This is a genomic window from Clostridium gasigenes, assembly GCF_017348895.1.
GTDB classification, from domain to species: domain Bacteria; phylum Bacillota; class Clostridia; order Clostridiales; family Clostridiaceae; genus Clostridium; species Clostridium gasigenes.
In genome coordinates, this window is sequence record NZ_CP071376.1 from 926,092 (window position 1) to 944,719 (window position 18,628).

Consider the following 18,628-nt stretch of genomic DNA (forward strand, 5'->3'; position numbering starts at 1 on the left):
CAGATTCAAACAAATCCTTGCCTCTAACGGAGCATACCGGTTATGGTTTACTTGCATTTTTTCTCTTTCAACCATACTGCTTAGGAGTGATACTTAATTAGTTAAAGTATTCGCTTGCACCAACCGCGAACTCTCTACAACTTTTTTCCCTAATTAACCTTCTCCATCAACGCATTTTCAAAATTTTAAGGTCCTATTAAATTTTGGTATTGTAAATATATTACTACTTTGTTTTTCCAACGTCAACTATTTATATAAATATTTACCAATATGATTTTTATATTGTTTTCATAATACATTTAATTATCTTTTTATTATTAAAACACTATATTTTTTATTAATATAATAATATATTTATCTATTTGTTATTTATATATTATTATATTAAGGTTTTTATTGCTATATACTTCATTGTTCATTTTTAATTATCTTACCAGCAACTATTTTATATTCAGAGAGCTAGTTTTTAACAGGAAAAGAGAATTTTTTATTCCTTCTGAGTTCATTTTTTACACTGCCTTTTACTTTGCATTATATATCTATTAATAACTATTGATAACAAATTTGAAGTGAATCCTTTAAAATTTCAAGAGAATAACTACTATAATATTTTCACCCAATAAAAAAAAGAGCATTTATATATAAGTATTAAACAACTTATATATAAACACTCTTCACATCTAATTCTTATATTTTACTTAATATAAGATCAGCTAAATCATGAGCCATTTTATTTATTTCTACTTGATTTTCTCCTTCAAGCATAACTCTTACTAATGGTTCTGTTCCTGAAGGTCTTATTAAAACTCTTCCAACCCCATTTAATTTTTTTTCTATATTCTTAATAGATTCAATTATTTCTGCATCTTCTAAGTATATATTTTTCTTATCATTTGGAACTGTAGCATTAACTAAAACTTGTGGTAATTCTTTCATTATTCCAGCTAATTCACTTAAAGTTTTTCCACTTCTCTTTTTTATTGATGCAACTTGAAGTGCAGTAACAAGACCATCACCAGTTGTGTTGTAATCTAAGAATATTACGTGTCCTGATTGTTCTCCACCAAGTACATAACCATTCTTAACCATCTCTTCTAGAACATATCTGTCCCCAACCTTAGTTTTTATAGTGTTAATGCCCTCTCTTTTACATGCAATATCCATACCTAAGTTACTCATTACAGTAACTACTAAAGTATTATCTTTAAGCTTCCCTAAGTCTTTAAGGTATTTAGCACATAATGTAAGAACAATGTCTCCATTAATAAGGTTTCCTTTTTCATCTACTGCTAAACATCTATCAGCATCTCCATCAAAAGCAAATCCTAAATCACATTTCTTTCTTACAACATAATCCATTAATTCTTCTGGATGAGTTGATCCACAATTTTCATTTATATTTGTACCATCTGGGTTATCATTTATTACATAAACATCTGCACCAAGTTCTCTAAACGCTTTAACTGCTGCTTCGTAACATGCTCCATTAGCACAATCTAAAGCTACTTTTAAGCCTTTTAAATCTACTGGTATAGTTGATTTTGCAAATTCTATATATTCATCTAATCCACCAACATCTATTGTTGATTTTCCAATATCATGACCTGTAGGACTTGGAACACCTTCAAAATTTGTTTCTATTATTCTTTGAATTTCATCTTCTAATTCATCCGGTAATTTATATCCTTTGTTATCAAAGAACTTTATACCATTATACTCAACTGGATTATGTGATGCAGATATCATTATTCCAGCATCAGCATTATATTCTCTAGTTAAATGTGGTACTGTAGGTGTTGGTACAACCCCTAGTATAACAGCTTCTGCACCCACTGATAATATACCAGCAACTAATGCAGCTTCTAACATATCGCCTGATATTCTTGTATCTTTTGCTACTAATATTTTAGGTTTATGTGTACCCTCTGTTAAAACATAAGCCCCTGCTCTGCCTAAGTTATATGCTGTTATTGATGTTAAATCAGTATTAGCAATCCCTCTAACTCCATCTGTTCCGAACATTCTACCCATTATTTTACCTCACTTTTCCATCGTTTATACTTTTAATTTAGTATAGTAACCTTTTATAAATAAATATTAAATATAATAATTATTTGTAAAAAGGTTTCTTACTCCATATATTATATATTTTTTTGATTTTTTTTACAACTAATATACCTTTTACTTTTTCCCATCTAGTCTATCTAGTATAAGATTATAGCCGCCAGTACCATAGTTTACGCATTTATTTACTCTACTTATAGTAGCCGTACTAGCTCCAGTTTCTTCAACAATTTCTGTATATACTTTCTTTTCTTTTAGCATACCAGCTACATGTATTCTCTGTGCTAATGCTTTTAATTCGTTTATTGTTGCAACATCTTCAAAAAATTTATAACACTCATCTACACTTTGAAGTTTTAATACTGCTTCAAAAAACAAATCTAATTCTTTGCTTTTAAGCCTGCTATCTACTGTACTCAAAACATCACATCCCCTTAATTTTCATTAACATAATTATAACTATTTCTTCATCAATTTACAACTTTATTATAATAAAGTAGTATTAGCTATATTTCTGTATTACTACTTCCTGAAGGATCTGTTAATGGATTTAATCCTGTATCAGATAATTCATTATAAATAGCTTTAGTTGGAACAATCCAAACTTCTCCAGTTCCTCTGTACACGTTAAGCAACCCTTCTCCATTTAACGTTGTTCCAATTAAGCTTGTTCCAGATTTTTCTACTGTGAAATCTATATTTCCAGTTCGAAGCAATACAAAGTTTCCATCTACCTTTAAAGTATCTTTATATAACTTACATCTTAATATTTCTTTTTCTGGAACTGGTATTTCTAAAAGTACAATCCCACTACCTTTTAACTTTGTTTGATATAGGCCTTCATTTCCAAATACCATTGATGATATACTTTTTTGCATAGCTACTCCAACTTCTATTTCTTCTTCACAAGCATAAAACATTCCATCATCAACTACAATTTCTTCATCCTCTAACTCAATAAGTGCATAGTGTCCAAAAGTTGGCTCTAAAAATATTTCTCCTGTTCCTTCGAAAACAGGTTTAAACATAGATTCTCCTGTAACCTTACTTGCAAACAATTTTTTACCTAGCCCTAATACCCCACCAGTTTTGTTTTTTATTTTTATATTACCCTTCATATAACTAAGTGCTCCTGCTTCAATTTTAACTGCAGTATCATCAAGTATTATTCTCACTTGCTTTAATTTCACTTGTGATTCTTTCATAAAACTCAATTGCATTAATGTACTTAAATCATTAGCACCTTCTAAATTATCATATTCTAAAACTTGAAATATGGTGTCATTGCGCATTTCTGATACCATTGTAAGCTTATTATTTATATTTAATGAAGTTCTCATCTTCTAACCACTCCCTCTTCATTATTCTACCATATTTAATATATTTTAAACAAAAGTAGCCAATAACACTAAACAATTTATGAACTTAGTGTTATTGGCTCTTTGCAAATAATGATTTTATTTTGATGCTTTCATAACTTTAAATCCATCTTTAAAAGGCACTACCTTTATTTGTAAAATATTAAGTAACTTTGAAAGACTCTTAACTTGATTTGTATATTTAAGTCTATTTTTACTTACTAATAACTCTACCATTTCTACAATATCTTGAGTTTGACTTCTATGGAGTCTGTTACAATCTTGTAAACACCATCCATTAATATATGCAAGTGTAGTCCAAATTTGATCTTCTGTTATTTTACTAGGATCCATAATTACCCACATATATCCTTTTCTTCTATCATTCCTAGGATACGCTTCTTTAAAGAATTCTATAAAATGATTGATTTCTTTCGGATCTCTATTCTCAACATGTTTACCTAATTGTGCTTTAAGTTGATTTTTTAAATGCATAATTGTATTAGGCTTAATTATAGTATTCATTTTATCAATACTTGTATAAATTAATGTATATGTATCTTGTATCTGGCTTGATTTAACATCATCACTTTTAAGAACTTTTGTAATTTCTATGTATTCTAATATGTTCTTTTTACAGTTTAACTCTTTATTATATAACCCTTGCCAAATTTCATTGGCGTTTAATCCTTCAAAATTTATAACCTTTTTTTCTTCTATGTTGTTATTAGTTTCTATGCTCATATAGTACCTACCTTTTTTATTTTTTAATATTTAACTTCGCTCTTTTTATTCAATAGTATATACTACGTTCTTGAGTATATACCCTTTTAGTATAAGTTCTTCTCTACATATTATTTTACCACACTTATATAAGTCTTAAACAAAAAACTGTGATAAAAGTATATTCTATCACAGTTTTATTTTTTATATAATTTACAATCTCATATATATTAATACCTATATTATATTAATATATCCCTTTTAGTAAACACTACATGTGCTATTACATAACTTACTACTGTAGTTATTATCATAACTATTATACCCATTTTAATAGTCATGTTAACATTATTATACATAAATACTGAATCTCCTGTTAATAGTCCAATAGGATCACCATAGTTTACAAATAATAAGTGTGCTATTTTTTTCACTGAACTTAACGCTACGCTTAATATTGTTGCAAATACTAATAATATAACTGATAACCCCATAGTTACCATACTGCTTTTTATTATTGATGAAATCAAGAATATTACTGCACAAGTTGTTATTATAAATAATGCTTGTAATATAAGTGCTTTAATAAACATTTCGTTGTTGGTTACCATATTCCCAGTTCCAACTTTTTCGCTTATCTCTGCTAATCCTCCTACATTAATTTTGCTTTCATATATCTTCCCTATAATAACTGGATATGATCCGCCCTCTATTTTACTTAAAGCATTCATTACCCCAAAGCCTGTTAACTCTAATCCTAAAATCATAGCTAATACCATTATTACCACTGATATAAATTTAGAAAGTAAAACAGCTCCTCTTTTTATTGGTTGAACTAATAAAAATTTTAAAGTTGCAGGCGTACATTCTCCTGAAACTATATCACTCATAAACACTGCAATACCTGCCACTAAAATCCCCATTCCAAGTATGCCCATTAAAGTTTTCATATGTGCATAAGCCTCAAATTCCCATCCGTTTAAAGGTTTAATATTATTATCCTTCAAATTATTATTATATTCTAGTTCTTGTTTAATTTTTAAGTACTGATTTTGATTATATTCGTTTATCCCTTTATCTTCTAAACTTTTAATAGTTTCTTTTTGATTATTTATTTGATTATCTAATTCCAACTTCCAAACTTCTTCGTCATTGCCGTTTTTTATCATATCTTCATATGCTTTTATGCTTTCTTCTACCTTCGCTTTTTCAGCTACATATGAATTTAACGTTTCTACATAACCCGCCTTCTTATCCTCAGCCGTATCATTTATTTTATTTATCTCTACTGTATAATATTCTAAATTACTTTTAGCATTTTCTAACTGATATTCTGGAGAACTATTATATCTCATACTTTTATCAACTTTATATTGCCCAAATATAGTTATCCCTACAAATATGGCAAACAATATAAATACTATCCAAGTTTTTGGTTTTGCAATTAATTTTCTTAACTCATTTTTTATTAAAACAAATAACATTTATCTTATACCTCCTTCAACTAATTCCATATATCTTTGCTCAAGCCCTTTTCTCTCTTTATATATTTCCTCTATGTTAAAATCTTCTTTAGCTAGATTCTTTACTAATTTCGAGGTGGTATTTGCTTCTAATATTATTTCTATACCCTTTTCTGTAATCTTACAACTTTGAACAAACCCTAGAGTTTTTATCTCTTTTATAACCGCTTCCTTATTACTTGTAGTTACTAAAGTTATAATATCCTTTTCAGTTTTCATTGAGTTATTAACTACACTTTCAACGGCTTTTATAACACCATCATTTATAAATGCTACTGTATCACAAAGGTTTTGAACCTCTGATAATATATGTGAAGATACAAACACTGCCATACCTCTTTTTTTAGCAGCATTTTTAACTACTTCTCTAAAATCTAATATACCTGATGGATCAAGTCCATTAGTTGGTTCATCTAATATTAATAATTTTGGACTTGATAAAAGTGATGCTGCAAGTCCAAGTCTTTGTTTCATCCCTAATGAATATTTCCTTACCTTATCATCTATTCTATTTTCAAGTCCTACTAATTTAATAGTATCTAAAACTTCCTCTTTAGATATTTTTCTTATCCTTGCAATTTGCATTAAATTTTCCATACCAGATAAGTATTGATATAATTCAGGATTTTCTACAACAGCACCAACGTTTCTTAATGCCTCTACAGATTCCTTTTTCAAATCATGTCCACAAATTGAAATACTTCCTGATGTAGGTTTTATTAACCCAACTAACATTCTTATAGTAGTAGTTTTCCCTGCACCATTCGGGCCTAAAAATCCAAATATTTCTCCCTCTTCTACTGAAAAACTTACCCCTTTTATTATTTCCTTTTTACCTATTTTTTTGTGTAAATTATTTACTTCTAAAACTTTCAATCTCTATACCTCCTATATTTTTTCATAAAAATTCTAATACCTATCTATTATTTTTATGTACCTTTTCATCACTTATAAATTTACCTATATTTTCTTAATTAAAAGCAATGTATTTTCTTAATATTTCCTTAAAACCCATCTTATCATTTATAAATTACATATAAAAAACTCCAATTATGGGTACTACCATAATTGGAGTTTAAAATTTATTATTTAATTTCTTTTAATATATCTTGGCTTCTTCTTCACCACTTATCACTCTTATTGCACCTTGAGCTAAAGCTAGTAATTCATCTTCACCTGGATAAACAACTATTTTTGAAATAAATCCTACTCTCTTCTTTATATCAGCTATAACTTTTTCTGAATAAGCTATTCCACCTGTAATTATTATAGCATCTACTTTTCCTTCTAATACAGTAGCCATTTCTCCGATATTCTTAGCTACTTGATAAATAAATGCATTATAAATTACTTCAGCTTCTTTATTTCCTTCACTAACTAGTTTTAATACGTCTCTAACATCATTAGTATTAAGGTATGCTACAAAACCACCTTTTCCAACCATTCTGCTACATACTTCTGATTCTGAGTATTTTCCGCTATAACACAATTTAATAAGATCTCCAACTGGAACTGCTCCTGCTCTTTCTGGTGAAAAAGCACCATCTCCATCTAATGCATTATTAACATCTATTACTTTTCCATTTTTATGAGCTCCAACTGAAACTCCTCCACCTAAGTGAGTTACTATTAAATTAAGGTTTTCATATCCCTTGCCTGATTCTTTTCCATATCTCTTTGCTACTGCTTTTTGATTAAGTGCATGGAACTTACTTTTTCTTGGTATCTCAGGTGTACCTGATAATCTAGCTATAGGTTGCAATTCATCAACTACAACTGGGTCAACTATAAATGCAGGAATTCCAAGTTCTTTTCCTATTTGATTTGATAATATTCCACCTAAATTTGAAGCATGTTGCCCTTGTACTCCAACTTTCAAATCTTCAAGCATTTGTTCATTTACTGCATATGTTCCGCCCTCCATTGGCTTAAGCATTCCACCTCTACCAACTACAGCGTCTAATGTATTTATATCGAAGTTCTTTTCTTTTAATACATTTATAATAACTTCTTTTCTAAATTCAAATTGATCGTAAATTGTTTTATATTTCTCTATTTCTTCTGAAGAGTGTCTTAAAGTTTCCTCTAAAATTTCTTTCTCGCCCTCATAAACACCTATTTTTGTTGATGTAGATCCTGGATTAATAATTAATAATTTCAATATCATTTTTAAAATCCTCCTATTATCATCATTTATTTAGACATGTCTAATCTGTCTTGCTTAATATTATTTTTTTTCAGCAACTAATGCAGCAAGTGCAATAGAGTTAACCTTTGTTTCAAAGCTATCAGCTCTAGATGTTAATATAACAGGGGCAGATGTTCCTACTAAAAGGCCTCCATTTTTTGATTTTGATGTGTATGTTAAGCACTTGTACATAACGTTCGCTACATCTATATTTGGAAGTAATATTATATCAGCTTGACCTGCTACTGGGCCTGATATACCCTTATGATGAGCTGCTTCTAAAGATAATGCATTATCAAGAGCTAAAGGTCCATCAACTATACAACCCTTTATTTGTCCTCTATCATTCATTTTTGCTAATAGCGCTGCATCTACTGTTGCAGGCATATCTTGGTTAACAATTTCTACAGCACAAACTGGTGCTACCTTTGGCATTTCAATTCCACAAGCATGAGCAACATTTACTGCATTGTTTAATATTTGAACTTTACCCTTTAAATCTGGATAAGTATTGAAAGCTGCATCTGTTAAAAATATTAATCTATCTATTCCTTCTATTTCAAAAACTGCAACATGAGACATTACTTTTCCTGTTCTAAGACCAAACTCTTTGTTTAATACAGTTCTTAAAAAAGTAGCTGTATCTATAAGTCCCTTCATGACCATATCTGCAGTACCACTTGATACTAATTTTATTGCAAGTAAAGTTGCTTTTTTAGGATCAGCTTCATGAATTATTTCAAATCCCGCAAGATCCATATCTATTTTAGCCGCTATTTCTCTTATTTTTTCACTATCTCCAACAAGAATTGCATCTGCTATATTTCTTTCTTTAGCAGCTTTAACTGCTTCTAATACAGGCTCATCTTGAGCTACCGCTACTGCTACTTTTTTCTTTTTACAATTTTCTAATTTCAATAATAAATCCTCAAAATTCTTACTCATTAAAAAAACCCCTCTCATTACCTCAATTATTATATAAATATAATTATAGCTATAAACTACATATATTACCTATGATAATATTGTAACAAAGTTTTTTGCAAAAACCTAAATTTTCAGAATATTTAATTTTATTTTTTACATAAAATAATAAGCATCTTTTTTAAAGATGCTTATCTAGATTTCAATATTAAATACTGGTGATTGGTTTATATTCCTTAATTATTCTCTCTGCTACTTTTAATCCATCTACAGCTGCTGAAATTATTCCTCCAGCAAAACCTGCACCTTCTCCAGCTGGATATAACCCACTTAATGATATACTCTCTAAAGTTTCTGTTCTTGTTAATCTAACTGGTGCTGATGTTCTAGTTTCTATTCCTGTTAACACTGCATCGCTACTAGCATATCCTTTTATTTTTCTATCAAATTCAACTATAGCTTCTTTTAAAGCTTCTACAACATAACTTGGCAAACATTCTCTTAAATCCTTAAATTCAAAGCCTGGTTTATAGCTTGGATTTACTCCTCCAAATTTTTCACTTATTCGATTTTCCATAAAGTCTCCCACTAATTGTACTGGAGCCTTACTTCCTCCACCACCTAGGCTGTAAGCTAATCCTTCGTATTTTCTTTGAAATTCCATTCCTCTAAGTGGTGAATCCCCTTCAAAATCATCTGGCCCAACTGTTACAACTAAAGCAGAATTTGCATTATCTAAGTCTCTTGCATGATAACTCATTCCATTAGAAACTAATCTATTTTCCTCCGATGCAGCTGCAACTACAACCCCACCTGGACACATACAGAATGAATATACTGCTCGCTCTAGCTTTTTACTTTGATAAGTTAATCTATATTCTGCAGCCTTTAACCTTGGATGCTTGTAAGTCTCCCCATATTGACTTTTATTTATTATATCTTGCGGATGTTCTATTCTTACTCCTATTGCAAAAGCTTTAGGTTCCATAAACACTCCAATTTTATTTAACATTTCATAAGTATCTCTTGAACTATGACCAATTCCTAAAATAACATTTTCGCAAGGAATTTCTTCTCCATTAACAACTATACTAGTTATTTTTCCATCTTCTGACTTTATATTTTCAAGTTTTGAAGAAAACCTAATTTCTCCACCTAAACTTTTTATTTTTTCTCTTATATTTTTAACAACATTTTTTAATATGTCAGTTCCAACATGTGGTTTTCCTACATAAGTTATTTCTTCTGGAGCTCCAGCTTTAACAAGTTCTCTTAAAATATAATCACATCTTGTATCTTTAATTCTAGTTGTGAGCTTTCCATCTGAGAAAGCTCCAGCTCCACCCTCACCAAATTGAACATTCGATTCTAAGTTTAATTTGCCATCTTTCCAGAACTTATCCACAGTGGCAGTTCTTTTATCCACATCTTCGCCTCTTTCTATCACCAACGGTTTATAACCTTTTTCTGCTAATAACAAAGCTGCAAAAATACCAGCTGGTCCAAACCCAACAACTACAGGTCTATTCTTTAATTCCTTAGTTCCAAATTCAATCTCTGCATCATAACTATCTTCTTCTAAATTAACATCTCTATCTTTTAATCTTTCTACTAATTTCTTTTCATTAGCATGTTCAATTTCAATACAATATGTAAATCTAATATCATTTTTCTTTCTTGCATCTAAGCTTTCTTTTATTATTTTAAAGTTTTTAATTTCTAAAATATCTATTTTTAGCTTTTTAGCAATTTTACTTTTTAATATACTCTTATCTTCATCTATTTTTAAAATTATATTATTTATTTTAATAGCCATATTATCACCCTTTTTCAATATTATATTTATACTTTATAATCACACTTAAAATAATCAATTTTAAGCATCTACATATATTCTTTCTTTCAGATTCCTAATTATTCTAACATATTTCTTTTTTAATTAATAGTAATTATTCGTTAATTAAATTTCATATTAGTGATCTTTTAAAAATACTAAAGGCTAGAAAATTCACTAAATTTTCTAGCCTAAATATTTTATAATGTTTATTAATTCTATTTTCACTATACCTTATTACGCTTGTGGCGGTACCTTAACTGGAGGAACAGCTACTTTTACAACTTTAAAACTTATCTTTTCCGTAGTTGTTACTGATACTGTACTATTTAAACCAACTAAATCTATTATAGGCGTTCCTTCAAATGTTCCCTCTTCTTTAAATTTTTCTACATTTAATTCGGCTTTAATCTTATCTGCTGTAATAGCCTCTATTTCATCTTCAAAAGCTTTTACTTTTACAATTATAGTAGGTTTTGATGGAGTTACTGTTAACCCTTCAGCAACTCCCTTTAATGAAAATTTAATTTCAAGATCTTTACTTACAAGCTTAACAACATTTACTTTTACAGTTATAAATTCTTCGCCTTGTAATAAGGTTGCACCCTCTGGCACAATAATGCCAACAGTTACCTCTCCATTATCCTTTACTTGTGATAAATCAACTTTTTCCGTTTGAAGTTCTACTACTTGATCAACCAAAGCCTTAGCCCCTACAATTTCTAAAGTTTTCCGTGAACCTTCAATAGATTTCAATTTTAAGTCTTCCGGTAATTTGCCTACTGTATTTATTTTTATAGGAATACTTCTTCCTTTACTTACTTTACTTACTTTTATAACCACATCTGCATATTTACTTTTTAGTTCTACACCTTCAACTTTTTTTCCTAAACTATCAATTGGAATTATATCATATGAACCTATTATATCCTCTACGGCGTCCTTTACGTCTCCTCTAATAACTACAGCTTCAACTTTATCTACTAGTGATGCTGCTCCTGTTATTTTAACATCTTTATTATTAATTTCTATTGGCGCAATAGAATAGCCTTCTCTTGGAGTTACTGATATTTCCGATTTTATTTCTATTGTTTTCTCAGATATTTCTTCTAAGTTAACAACTATATTTAAATTGTTTGTATTTTTTATAGTTAAGTCTGCAGGTGATTCTATAATATTCACTGCCATTTTATTCCCACCTTTTTTTAACGCATACTCACTTATATCTACCGTTATCTTAAAGTCCTCCTTCTTAATTTTATATATTTCATTACTTCCTTCTAACTTTAAATCAATATAGAATTCTTGATTTGGACTTAATGTTAATTTAGAATCTTTTAATGTTTCAATATTTAATATTTCTACTGGAACCTTAGTCAAACCATACTGTCTTATTGTATTTTCAACATTAGAAACATAAAACCACAGACCAATAGACATGAAAAGACAGATTAGTGGAACTATTATTCTTTCTTTTTTATCCTTTTTATCCATGTTTTCACCTTCTCTCCTGCTGTTTTTACCTTCTTAGTTTCTCTATGTTCCATTATTTTAAGTAGTATTACTTTCAACTTTTCTTTATCATAATTTCTTGTTAATCGTCCATTAATGGCTAATGATATAACTCCTGTTTCCTCTGAAACAACTATAACTAATGCATCCGAATTCTCCGAAAGACCTATAGCTGCCCTATGTCTTGTTCCCAGCTTTTTATTAATAATATCATTGCTTGTTAAAGGCAATACACACCCAGCTGCTACTATTTTATTTTTTCTTATTATCGTTGCTCCATCATGTAACGGAGTGTTAACTACAAATAAATTTTCTAATAAGTTTGCAGTTATATTTGCATCTAAAATTGTTCCTGAAGAAATTATTTCTCCAATTCCAGTACCTTGCTCTATAGCTATTAAAGCACCTATTTTTTCTTCTGCTAAATTAGAAACTGCTATTACAATTTCATTTACTGAATTATTCCTTTGCTCTTTATCTTGAGTGTTGTATATTTCTTCAAATGCAGTTCTACCAAGATGTTCAAGCGCTCTTCTTATTTCTGGCTGAAATATAATAATAATAGCTAAAACTCCTATTGTTAAAGTTTTATTTAAAATATAATAAAGCATTTCTAATCTCAATAAATAACTTATTGGAATTAATACAATTATTAAAACTATCCCTTTTAACAATTGCTCTGCTCTAGTTTCTTTTATTAACATATATCCCTTATAAAAAATATATGCTACTACTAAAATATCTACTACTGACCATATCGATATATTTCTTAATGTATTAACTATTAACCTTATAAAATTTTCCATGGGATCACCCCTTATTTACTCTATCATATGAATTATACACTAATAATATTATTCTTAACATATTTTCTGTAAAATCTTAAGAATAATATTATAATTTTATAATAATTGTAACTTAACTATAATATAAATTTATGTAAGGGAACAGAAATAAAATATACCTGAATGTGATTAGTTATTTTTTTAAGTTCCTTAAAACATCTTTTAAAATAACATTGAAGATGTTCAAAAAATAGTGTTAGGGGGGAATCCTTATATGCAAGATAAGTTAAAAGCTATAATTAAAGAAAATCAAAAATTTATTCTAGCTATAATAACAACCATTATGTTTAGTCTTATTATTGTATTTTTAATCTCATCAAATACTGGTGCTAATAAGGAAATGAAGCAGCTTAAATCTATTGGCACGAAAATTAGTAAGATCAATCACTCACTAAGCAAAGGTATTAAAGATTTGTCAATAGATAGAAATAAATCTATTGAAGTTCTTTCTATTGGGGCTACAGACTTAAAAGATATTCCTATAGAGCTTTCATCAATTAAAACTAACTATGAAAGCACTTCAAATATTAAAGAGGAGTTGGCATCTGCTCTCTCTACTACTATTACACTTTATGATTATTCTATTTATTTGATAAATGATCCAGAAAAAGTTGTTATAGATGAAAATATTTTTGAACTAACCTCTTACAAGGATGATTGTTTAAATACCTATAAACTTTTAACCAATCAAGGTATTGATATTTCTTTTTCAGATGATACTATTACATTCTTCGATAATATAAAAAATTATCTTAATGCTTTAATTAAAGTAAATAAAGCACAAAATATTATAAATTCTCAAAAACAAGATTTTATAATTTCGCTAGAGAGTTTAATTCCTTATTTAAATACTTTGACCGAAGATTTAGAACCTGCTTTAAATAAAATAAAAGAAGACAAGAGAGATCTTCAAGTATTAATTGATGATATTGAATCTAAAGAAGAAATTTATAAAGATGTACAAATCAAGTTATTATCATCTTCTATTCCAGATGGATATGGTGATTATTATACAACTTTAGATGAATTTTCAAAGCTATATACTCCTTATATTGAATCTTTTAAAACCGCTCTTATCTTTGATAATTCATGCGTAGATCCTATAAAAAACAAGAAAGAAATTAATAATAATTATAAGAATATTTTTTCTAAATACCAAGATGTTTTAGCCTCTTATTCTAAATTTAAAGAATTATTAAATAATTTATAGTATTATTTCTTATTTTTTGGATAATACTAATATTGGATTATATCCGAAGGAGGTTATTTATGAAATATTTAAATTTTCTATTTATTTTTTTATTAACCCTTTCTTTTTCAGGAGAAATCATTGAAGTTTCTGCATTAGAATTACAAGGTACTACTACAGCATGCCTTGTATCTACTCAAGATTCTGATAATGCAAAAAAAGATTATAATACTACATTTATAGATATTACTGACGGTAGCACTGTTGAAGTGTTTAACCACAACGACAAAATGATTTATTTAACTGAAGAAGATGTATATTTAATATCTCAAATTGTTTTTGCAGAAAGTAAAGGTGAACCTTATGAAGGTAAGGTTGCCGTTGCATCTGTAATTTTAAACCGGGTTTTAGATCCTGCCTTTCCAAGTACAGTAAAAGATGTAGTTTTTCAAACTAATGCTTTTTCATGTGTTTTAGATGGCAAAATAACAGTTACTCCAAATCAGGAGTGCTTTAATGCTGTTTATGAAGCTATAAAAGGTAATGACCCAACAAACGAAGCTCTATTCTTCTATAACCCGACTATCGCAACTTGCTCATGGATGCATGATATTAAAAAAACCGATAGTCGCTCGATAGGGCAACATTTATTTTTCAAAGTTTAATTTTAAAAAGCCAATCTAATTAGAGCTCTAAAAAAAGATAATAGACTATTAAATTAGTCTATTATCTTTTTAAAGCTCCTTAGATCGGCTTTTTTTATGACCTTTAATTCTCATTATTCAAAGGTTCCCTTAACTATGGCTTCACCCTTATCAACAACTAATTTGCCCATAGCTATTACTTTATCTATCTCTAAAGTATCTGCATTAACTAAAACAAAATCTGCATCTCTACCTCTTTCTATTGATCCCTTATTTCTAAGTTTTAAAACACTTGCAACATTTGATGTAATCACCTTTAATGCTTCCTCAATATCTACATTATATTTCTTTATACTTTCTTTAACTTCTTCATAAAGACTTTTAACAGAGCATATTCCAAGTCCAACTAAATGTCCATTATTATCAAATACTGGCATGCTACCATTCCCATCTGATGAAAAAGTTATATGGCTTATTTCTACTCCACTGTCTAATAATTTCTTAAGCCCTTCGCTTGCTCTTATCTCTTCTGGTTCTAAATATTTAGGATCTGAACTAGTTGTTAAATCTATAAACCCACCCTTTTTAGCATAATCTATGCCAACACTAAATAGCTTTTTACTTCTATTTATATGAGTTGGTAGTAATTGTGCTCCTGGTATTTCAGTTTCCTCAATTGTAGAAAATAGATATTCAAGCCTTCTTGCTCCATCTCCTAAGTGCACATTAACTATCCCAGCTTTTCCCGATAGTAAACCGCCAACTCTTGCTTGTGCTACAACGTTTATAAATTCATTAAGGGTAGCTTGTGAACTTCTATGATCAGATAAAGCTATTTCTCCAACGCCTATTATCTTATCAACCATCATTAAATCACCCTTAATGCTATCTGTTATAGTTTTTACAGGTATTTCATAAGAACCAGTATAGCAATAAGTAGTTATTCCCTCTTCTTCTAAAGCATTTGCTTTAGCTATTAAGCTCCTCATATCTCTACAAACACCATCAGTCCCTATACAACCTACAACAGTTGTTATTCCTGCTTTTGTTAATCCGGAAAATTTTATTTCAGGTGTTCTTGTCTTAAACCCACCTTCACCTCCACCTCCATTTATGTGAACATGAGAGTCTATAAATCCTGGAAATAGCAATCGGCCTTTACCTTCTATAATATTTATAGGAATAAATGTATTAGAAACATCAACATTTTCATATAGTCCTTCTATTTTATCAGAAACTATCACTACATCCTTAATACCTTCATACTTTGGTGAATACACCTTAACACCTTTAATAACAGTTATCATTAAAAATCACATCCTATTTAAGGCATCTAAAAAAAATAACAAGCCAATCTGCTAGTTTATTTTGCATCTTGACTTGTAATTTTTTCAAATACCTAGACTAATTTACCAAGATAGAATCTATATTATTATTGTTATAAATAGATTCTGGATAATTATCTCTTAGCTTATTTGCATATTGTTTACTTTTTTCTATGTTTATACTTTTATATTGCAATGCTAATTTATAATATACCTCTTGTATATAATTCCCCTTTTCATATAAACTTATATACTCTTCAAAATATTTTATAGAATTATTTATATCTTCTAATTTTTCATATGTAGATGCAAGTAAAAATAATATATCATCATTTAAATAATTGCCAACTGATTGCTTAATAACTTTATCTAAATTCTTCCTAGCTTCTGCATAATTACCGTCTGCAAAATATGTACTTGCTCTAATATAATATTCTTCAATTTCCTCTGAACTAAAAGATTTTACTTCTTCTATGGTTTCCTCAGTAGCCTTTGATTCATCTTTTTTTCCAACTTCGCTTATATCAGCCTCTACCTTATCTATAGCCTTTTGTTCTACCTCTTTATCATTAATTATATTATTGTTAGAATTAGATATTTTGTCATCTTTTCCTTTTAAATTAACCATTATTATCACTGAAGAAATAATAATACAAATTAATAATATTGGTATTACTATTTTTTTAACATTTTTAGTTTCTGTAAATTCATCTAACTGTTTTTTTATAGCAAGAGTATTTATGTCACCTTTATTTATTGCTAAAGATTTGTTTATATAACCCCTACTTTTATCATATTCACCTTTTTTAAATTCACATAAAGCTAATGCATTATTTACCTGAATTGAATTAAAATCGCTCTCTCTACATATATTTAAGCTTTCAATAGCCTCTTTAATGTGTAGATCCTTAATTAAAATTCTAGCTTTTTCAAATTCTTTTTGTCTCTCACTATCATTTTCTGCATCTCTTATGTAAGTTTTAGACATTTCATCCTCATTAAAATCTTTATTAATTTTCCAAACTGTAATTGCGCCTTCTAAATCCCCCTTTAAATAAAGTATTAACCCTTTTAGGTTTAATACTGAATTATTTTTAAGATTTTTAGAAATCCCTTGTTCACAACATTCTAATGATTTTTTTAATTCACCTTTATGATATAACTTTAAAGCCTTTTCGTAATCACTTTTCATATCTTTACTCATATCTATTATTCAGTCCTTTTCATCTAAAGTTTAGTAATTTAGAAAATTTTAATAGTCTACCCTATTCACCAGTAATTTTTTAAAGAAACTTCAAATAAGATATATTAAAATATTTTCCTAATGTTAATTTTAACATTATTTCGCTAGTTTTTCTTTTATTTTATAATTATAACAAACTAAATATAGAATATAACACCTAGTATTGCTGCTATTACAATTACTAAAATAGGATGTACCTTTTTAGTTAATAACAATCCACCTATTATAATTGTTATTACTATACTTTTAAAATCTAAATAAGATTCTTTTGCAAGCCCTAAGAATGCAGATAATATTAATGCTATTAATACAGGTCGCATTCCAAGTAATGCAGATTTAACTACAACGGAATTTTTAAATTTTGCTAATACTTTACTTATTATAGATACTAATATAAACGAAGTTGTAATAACTCCTAAAGTTGCTGCTAAACTTCCACATACGCCCTGTATTTTATAGCCTACAAAAGTAGCTGAGTTAATTGCTATTGGTCCTGGCGTCATTTGTGATATTCCTATAATATCCATAAACTCAGGCATAGAAATCCAATTATTAGTTGTTACTATTTCTCTTTGTATAAAAGGTAACATAGCATATCCACCACCAAAACTAAATGCCCCTATTTTTAAAAATGAAAAAAACAGCTTAAATATTATATCCAATTATCCCACCTTCTTTTTTAAAAATATTATTCCATATATTGCTGATATTATTATAACTAAAATAGGATGTATATGGAAAATAACTAATGCAATAAAAGCTAATATTATAGTTATTGCTGTTCTCATATTCTTTTCGAGACCTTTTCCTAAACTAATTGCTCCTATTAGAACAAGCATAGGTACTGCTGCTGTTATTCCTTTAAATGCTGCATTTACATAATAATTATCTCTAAATTGCATAAAGAATGCAGCTATAACTATTATTATTAAAAATGAAGGTATTATTACTGCGAGCAGTGCTATAATCGCACCTAAAAATCCTGCAATTTTATATCCTAAAAAAACAGAACAATTTATAGCTAAAGCCCCCGGCAAGCTTTGGGATACAACTAATATATCCATAAACTCTTGCTTTTCAATCCACTTTTTATTAATTACAACCTCTTCCTCAATTAAAGGGATCATTGCATAACCTCCACCAAAAGTAAAAGCTCCTATTTTAAAAAACACTCTAAACATCTCTATTAATTTACTCATACTATCCCTCCTCTCTTATATAAGTCATCTTAAAACATAAAAATCTCACCTTGCTTA

Annotated in this window: 17 protein-coding genes; 2 read left to right on the top strand and 15 right to left on the bottom strand. The window is 28.7% G+C overall.

The window, feature by feature from the left end; translation table 11 throughout:
- Positions 1 to 687: 687 nt before the first annotated feature.
- The 11 genes from glmM to cdaA form a co-directional block, all read right to left on the bottom strand.
- Positions 688 to 2,031 carry a phosphoglucosamine mutase gene (glmM, locus tag J1C67_RS04495; RefSeq protein ID WP_089969225.1) on the bottom strand — a complete coding sequence of 448 codons (1,344 nt, stop codon included), beginning with the start codon at positions 2,029 to 2,031 and terminating at the stop codon, positions 688 to 690.
- A gap of 150 nt (positions 2,032 to 2,181) precedes the next feature.
- Positions 2,182 to 2,484 (bottom strand): YerC/YecD family TrpR-related protein, encoded by a 303-nt coding sequence (locus tag J1C67_RS04500; protein WP_089969222.1) that lies wholly within the window; start codon positions 2,482 to 2,484, stop codon positions 2,182 to 2,184.
- An 86-nt stretch (positions 2,485 to 2,570) separates the two neighbouring features.
- Positions 2,571 to 3,404 carry an AIM24 family protein gene (locus J1C67_RS04505; RefSeq protein WP_167866887.1) on the bottom strand — a complete coding sequence of 278 codons (834 nt, stop codon included), beginning with the start codon at positions 3,402 to 3,404 and terminating at the stop codon, positions 2,571 to 2,573.
- Positions 3,405 to 3,521: 117 nt separating this feature from the next.
- A complete protein-coding gene (locus J1C67_RS04510; protein WP_175490830.1) occupies positions 3,522 to 4,166 on the bottom strand; it encodes a hypothetical protein in 645 nt (214 codons plus the stop codon).
- A gap of 221 nt (positions 4,167 to 4,387) precedes the next feature.
- Positions 4,388 to 5,629: an ABC transporter permease subunit gene (locus tag J1C67_RS04515; RefSeq protein WP_167866886.1), complete on the bottom strand. Its 1,242-nt coding sequence runs from the start codon at positions 5,627 to 5,629 to the stop codon at positions 4,388 to 4,390.
- Positions 5,630 to 6,544: an ABC transporter ATP-binding protein gene (locus J1C67_RS04520; protein ID WP_167866885.1), complete on the bottom strand. Its 915-nt coding sequence runs from the start codon at positions 6,542 to 6,544 to the stop codon at positions 5,630 to 5,632.
- 223 nt (positions 6,545 to 6,767) lie between these two features.
- The gene (gene buk / locus J1C67_RS04525; RefSeq protein ID WP_167866884.1) at positions 6,768 to 7,835 is read right to left on the bottom strand and encodes a butyrate kinase; all 1,068 of its coding nucleotides are present in this window, start codon (positions 7,833 to 7,835) and stop codon (positions 6,768 to 6,770) included.
- Between the two features lie 60 nt (positions 7,836 to 7,895).
- Entirely contained in the window at positions 7,896 to 8,801 is a 906-nt protein-coding gene (gene ptb / locus J1C67_RS04530; protein WP_167866883.1) for a phosphate butyryltransferase, read from the bottom strand.
- Between the two features lie 187 nt (positions 8,802 to 8,988).
- Positions 8,989 to 10,596, bottom strand: coding sequence for an NAD(P)/FAD-dependent oxidoreductase (locus J1C67_RS04535; protein WP_167866882.1), 1,608 nt, complete (start codon positions 10,594 to 10,596; stop codon positions 8,989 to 8,991).
- A gap of 255 nt (positions 10,597 to 10,851) precedes the next feature.
- Positions 10,852 to 12,108 carry a CdaR family protein gene (locus tag J1C67_RS04540; RefSeq protein WP_167866881.1) on the bottom strand — a complete coding sequence of 419 codons (1,257 nt, stop codon included), beginning with the start codon at positions 12,106 to 12,108 and terminating at the stop codon, positions 10,852 to 10,854.
- Positions 12,078 to 12,932 carry a diadenylate cyclase CdaA gene (gene cdaA, locus J1C67_RS04545; protein WP_089969199.1) on the bottom strand — a complete coding sequence of 285 codons (855 nt, stop codon included), beginning with the start codon at positions 12,930 to 12,932 and terminating at the stop codon, positions 12,078 to 12,080. Before cdaA ends, J1C67_RS04540 begins: the two co-directional genes overlap by 31 nt.
- Positions 12,933 to 13,185: 253 nt before the next feature.
- Here cdaA and J1C67_RS04550 point away from each other — a divergent pair, with 253 nt between their 5' ends.
- On the top strand, positions 13,186 to 14,181 hold the full coding sequence (locus tag J1C67_RS04550) for a hypothetical protein (protein ID WP_167866880.1): 996 nt from the start codon (positions 13,186 to 13,188) through the stop codon (positions 14,179 to 14,181).
- Between the two features lie 59 nt (positions 14,182 to 14,240).
- Complete coding sequence (locus tag J1C67_RS04555; RefSeq protein WP_089969194.1) at positions 14,241 to 14,825, top strand: cell wall hydrolase; 585 nt, start codon at positions 14,241 to 14,243, stop codon at positions 14,823 to 14,825.
- 113 nt (positions 14,826 to 14,938) lie between these two features.
- Here the strand turns inward: J1C67_RS04555 and iadA are convergent, their stop codons facing one another.
- The 4 genes from iadA to J1C67_RS04575 all read right to left on the bottom strand — a co-directional run bounded on the left by iadA (position 14,939) and on the right by J1C67_RS04575 (position 18,571).
- On the bottom strand, positions 14,939 to 16,111 hold the full coding sequence (gene iadA / locus J1C67_RS04560) for a beta-aspartyl-peptidase (protein ID WP_167866879.1): 1,173 nt from the start codon (positions 16,109 to 16,111) through the stop codon (positions 14,939 to 14,941).
- A 97-nt stretch (positions 16,112 to 16,208) separates the two neighbouring features.
- Entirely contained in the window at positions 16,209 to 17,333 is a 1,125-nt protein-coding gene (locus J1C67_RS04565; protein ID WP_167866878.1) for a tetratricopeptide repeat protein, read from the bottom strand.
- 176 nt (positions 17,334 to 17,509) lie between these two features.
- Positions 17,510 to 18,034 carry a chromate transporter gene (locus J1C67_RS04570; RefSeq protein WP_089969186.1) on the bottom strand — a complete coding sequence of 175 codons (525 nt, stop codon included), beginning with the start codon at positions 18,032 to 18,034 and terminating at the stop codon, positions 17,510 to 17,512.
- Positions 18,035 to 18,571 carry a chromate transporter gene (locus J1C67_RS04575; protein ID WP_089969183.1) on the bottom strand — a complete coding sequence of 179 codons (537 nt, stop codon included), beginning with the start codon at positions 18,569 to 18,571 and terminating at the stop codon, positions 18,035 to 18,037. It abuts the gene before it with no gap.
- Positions 18,572 to 18,628: the final 57 nt, after the last annotated feature.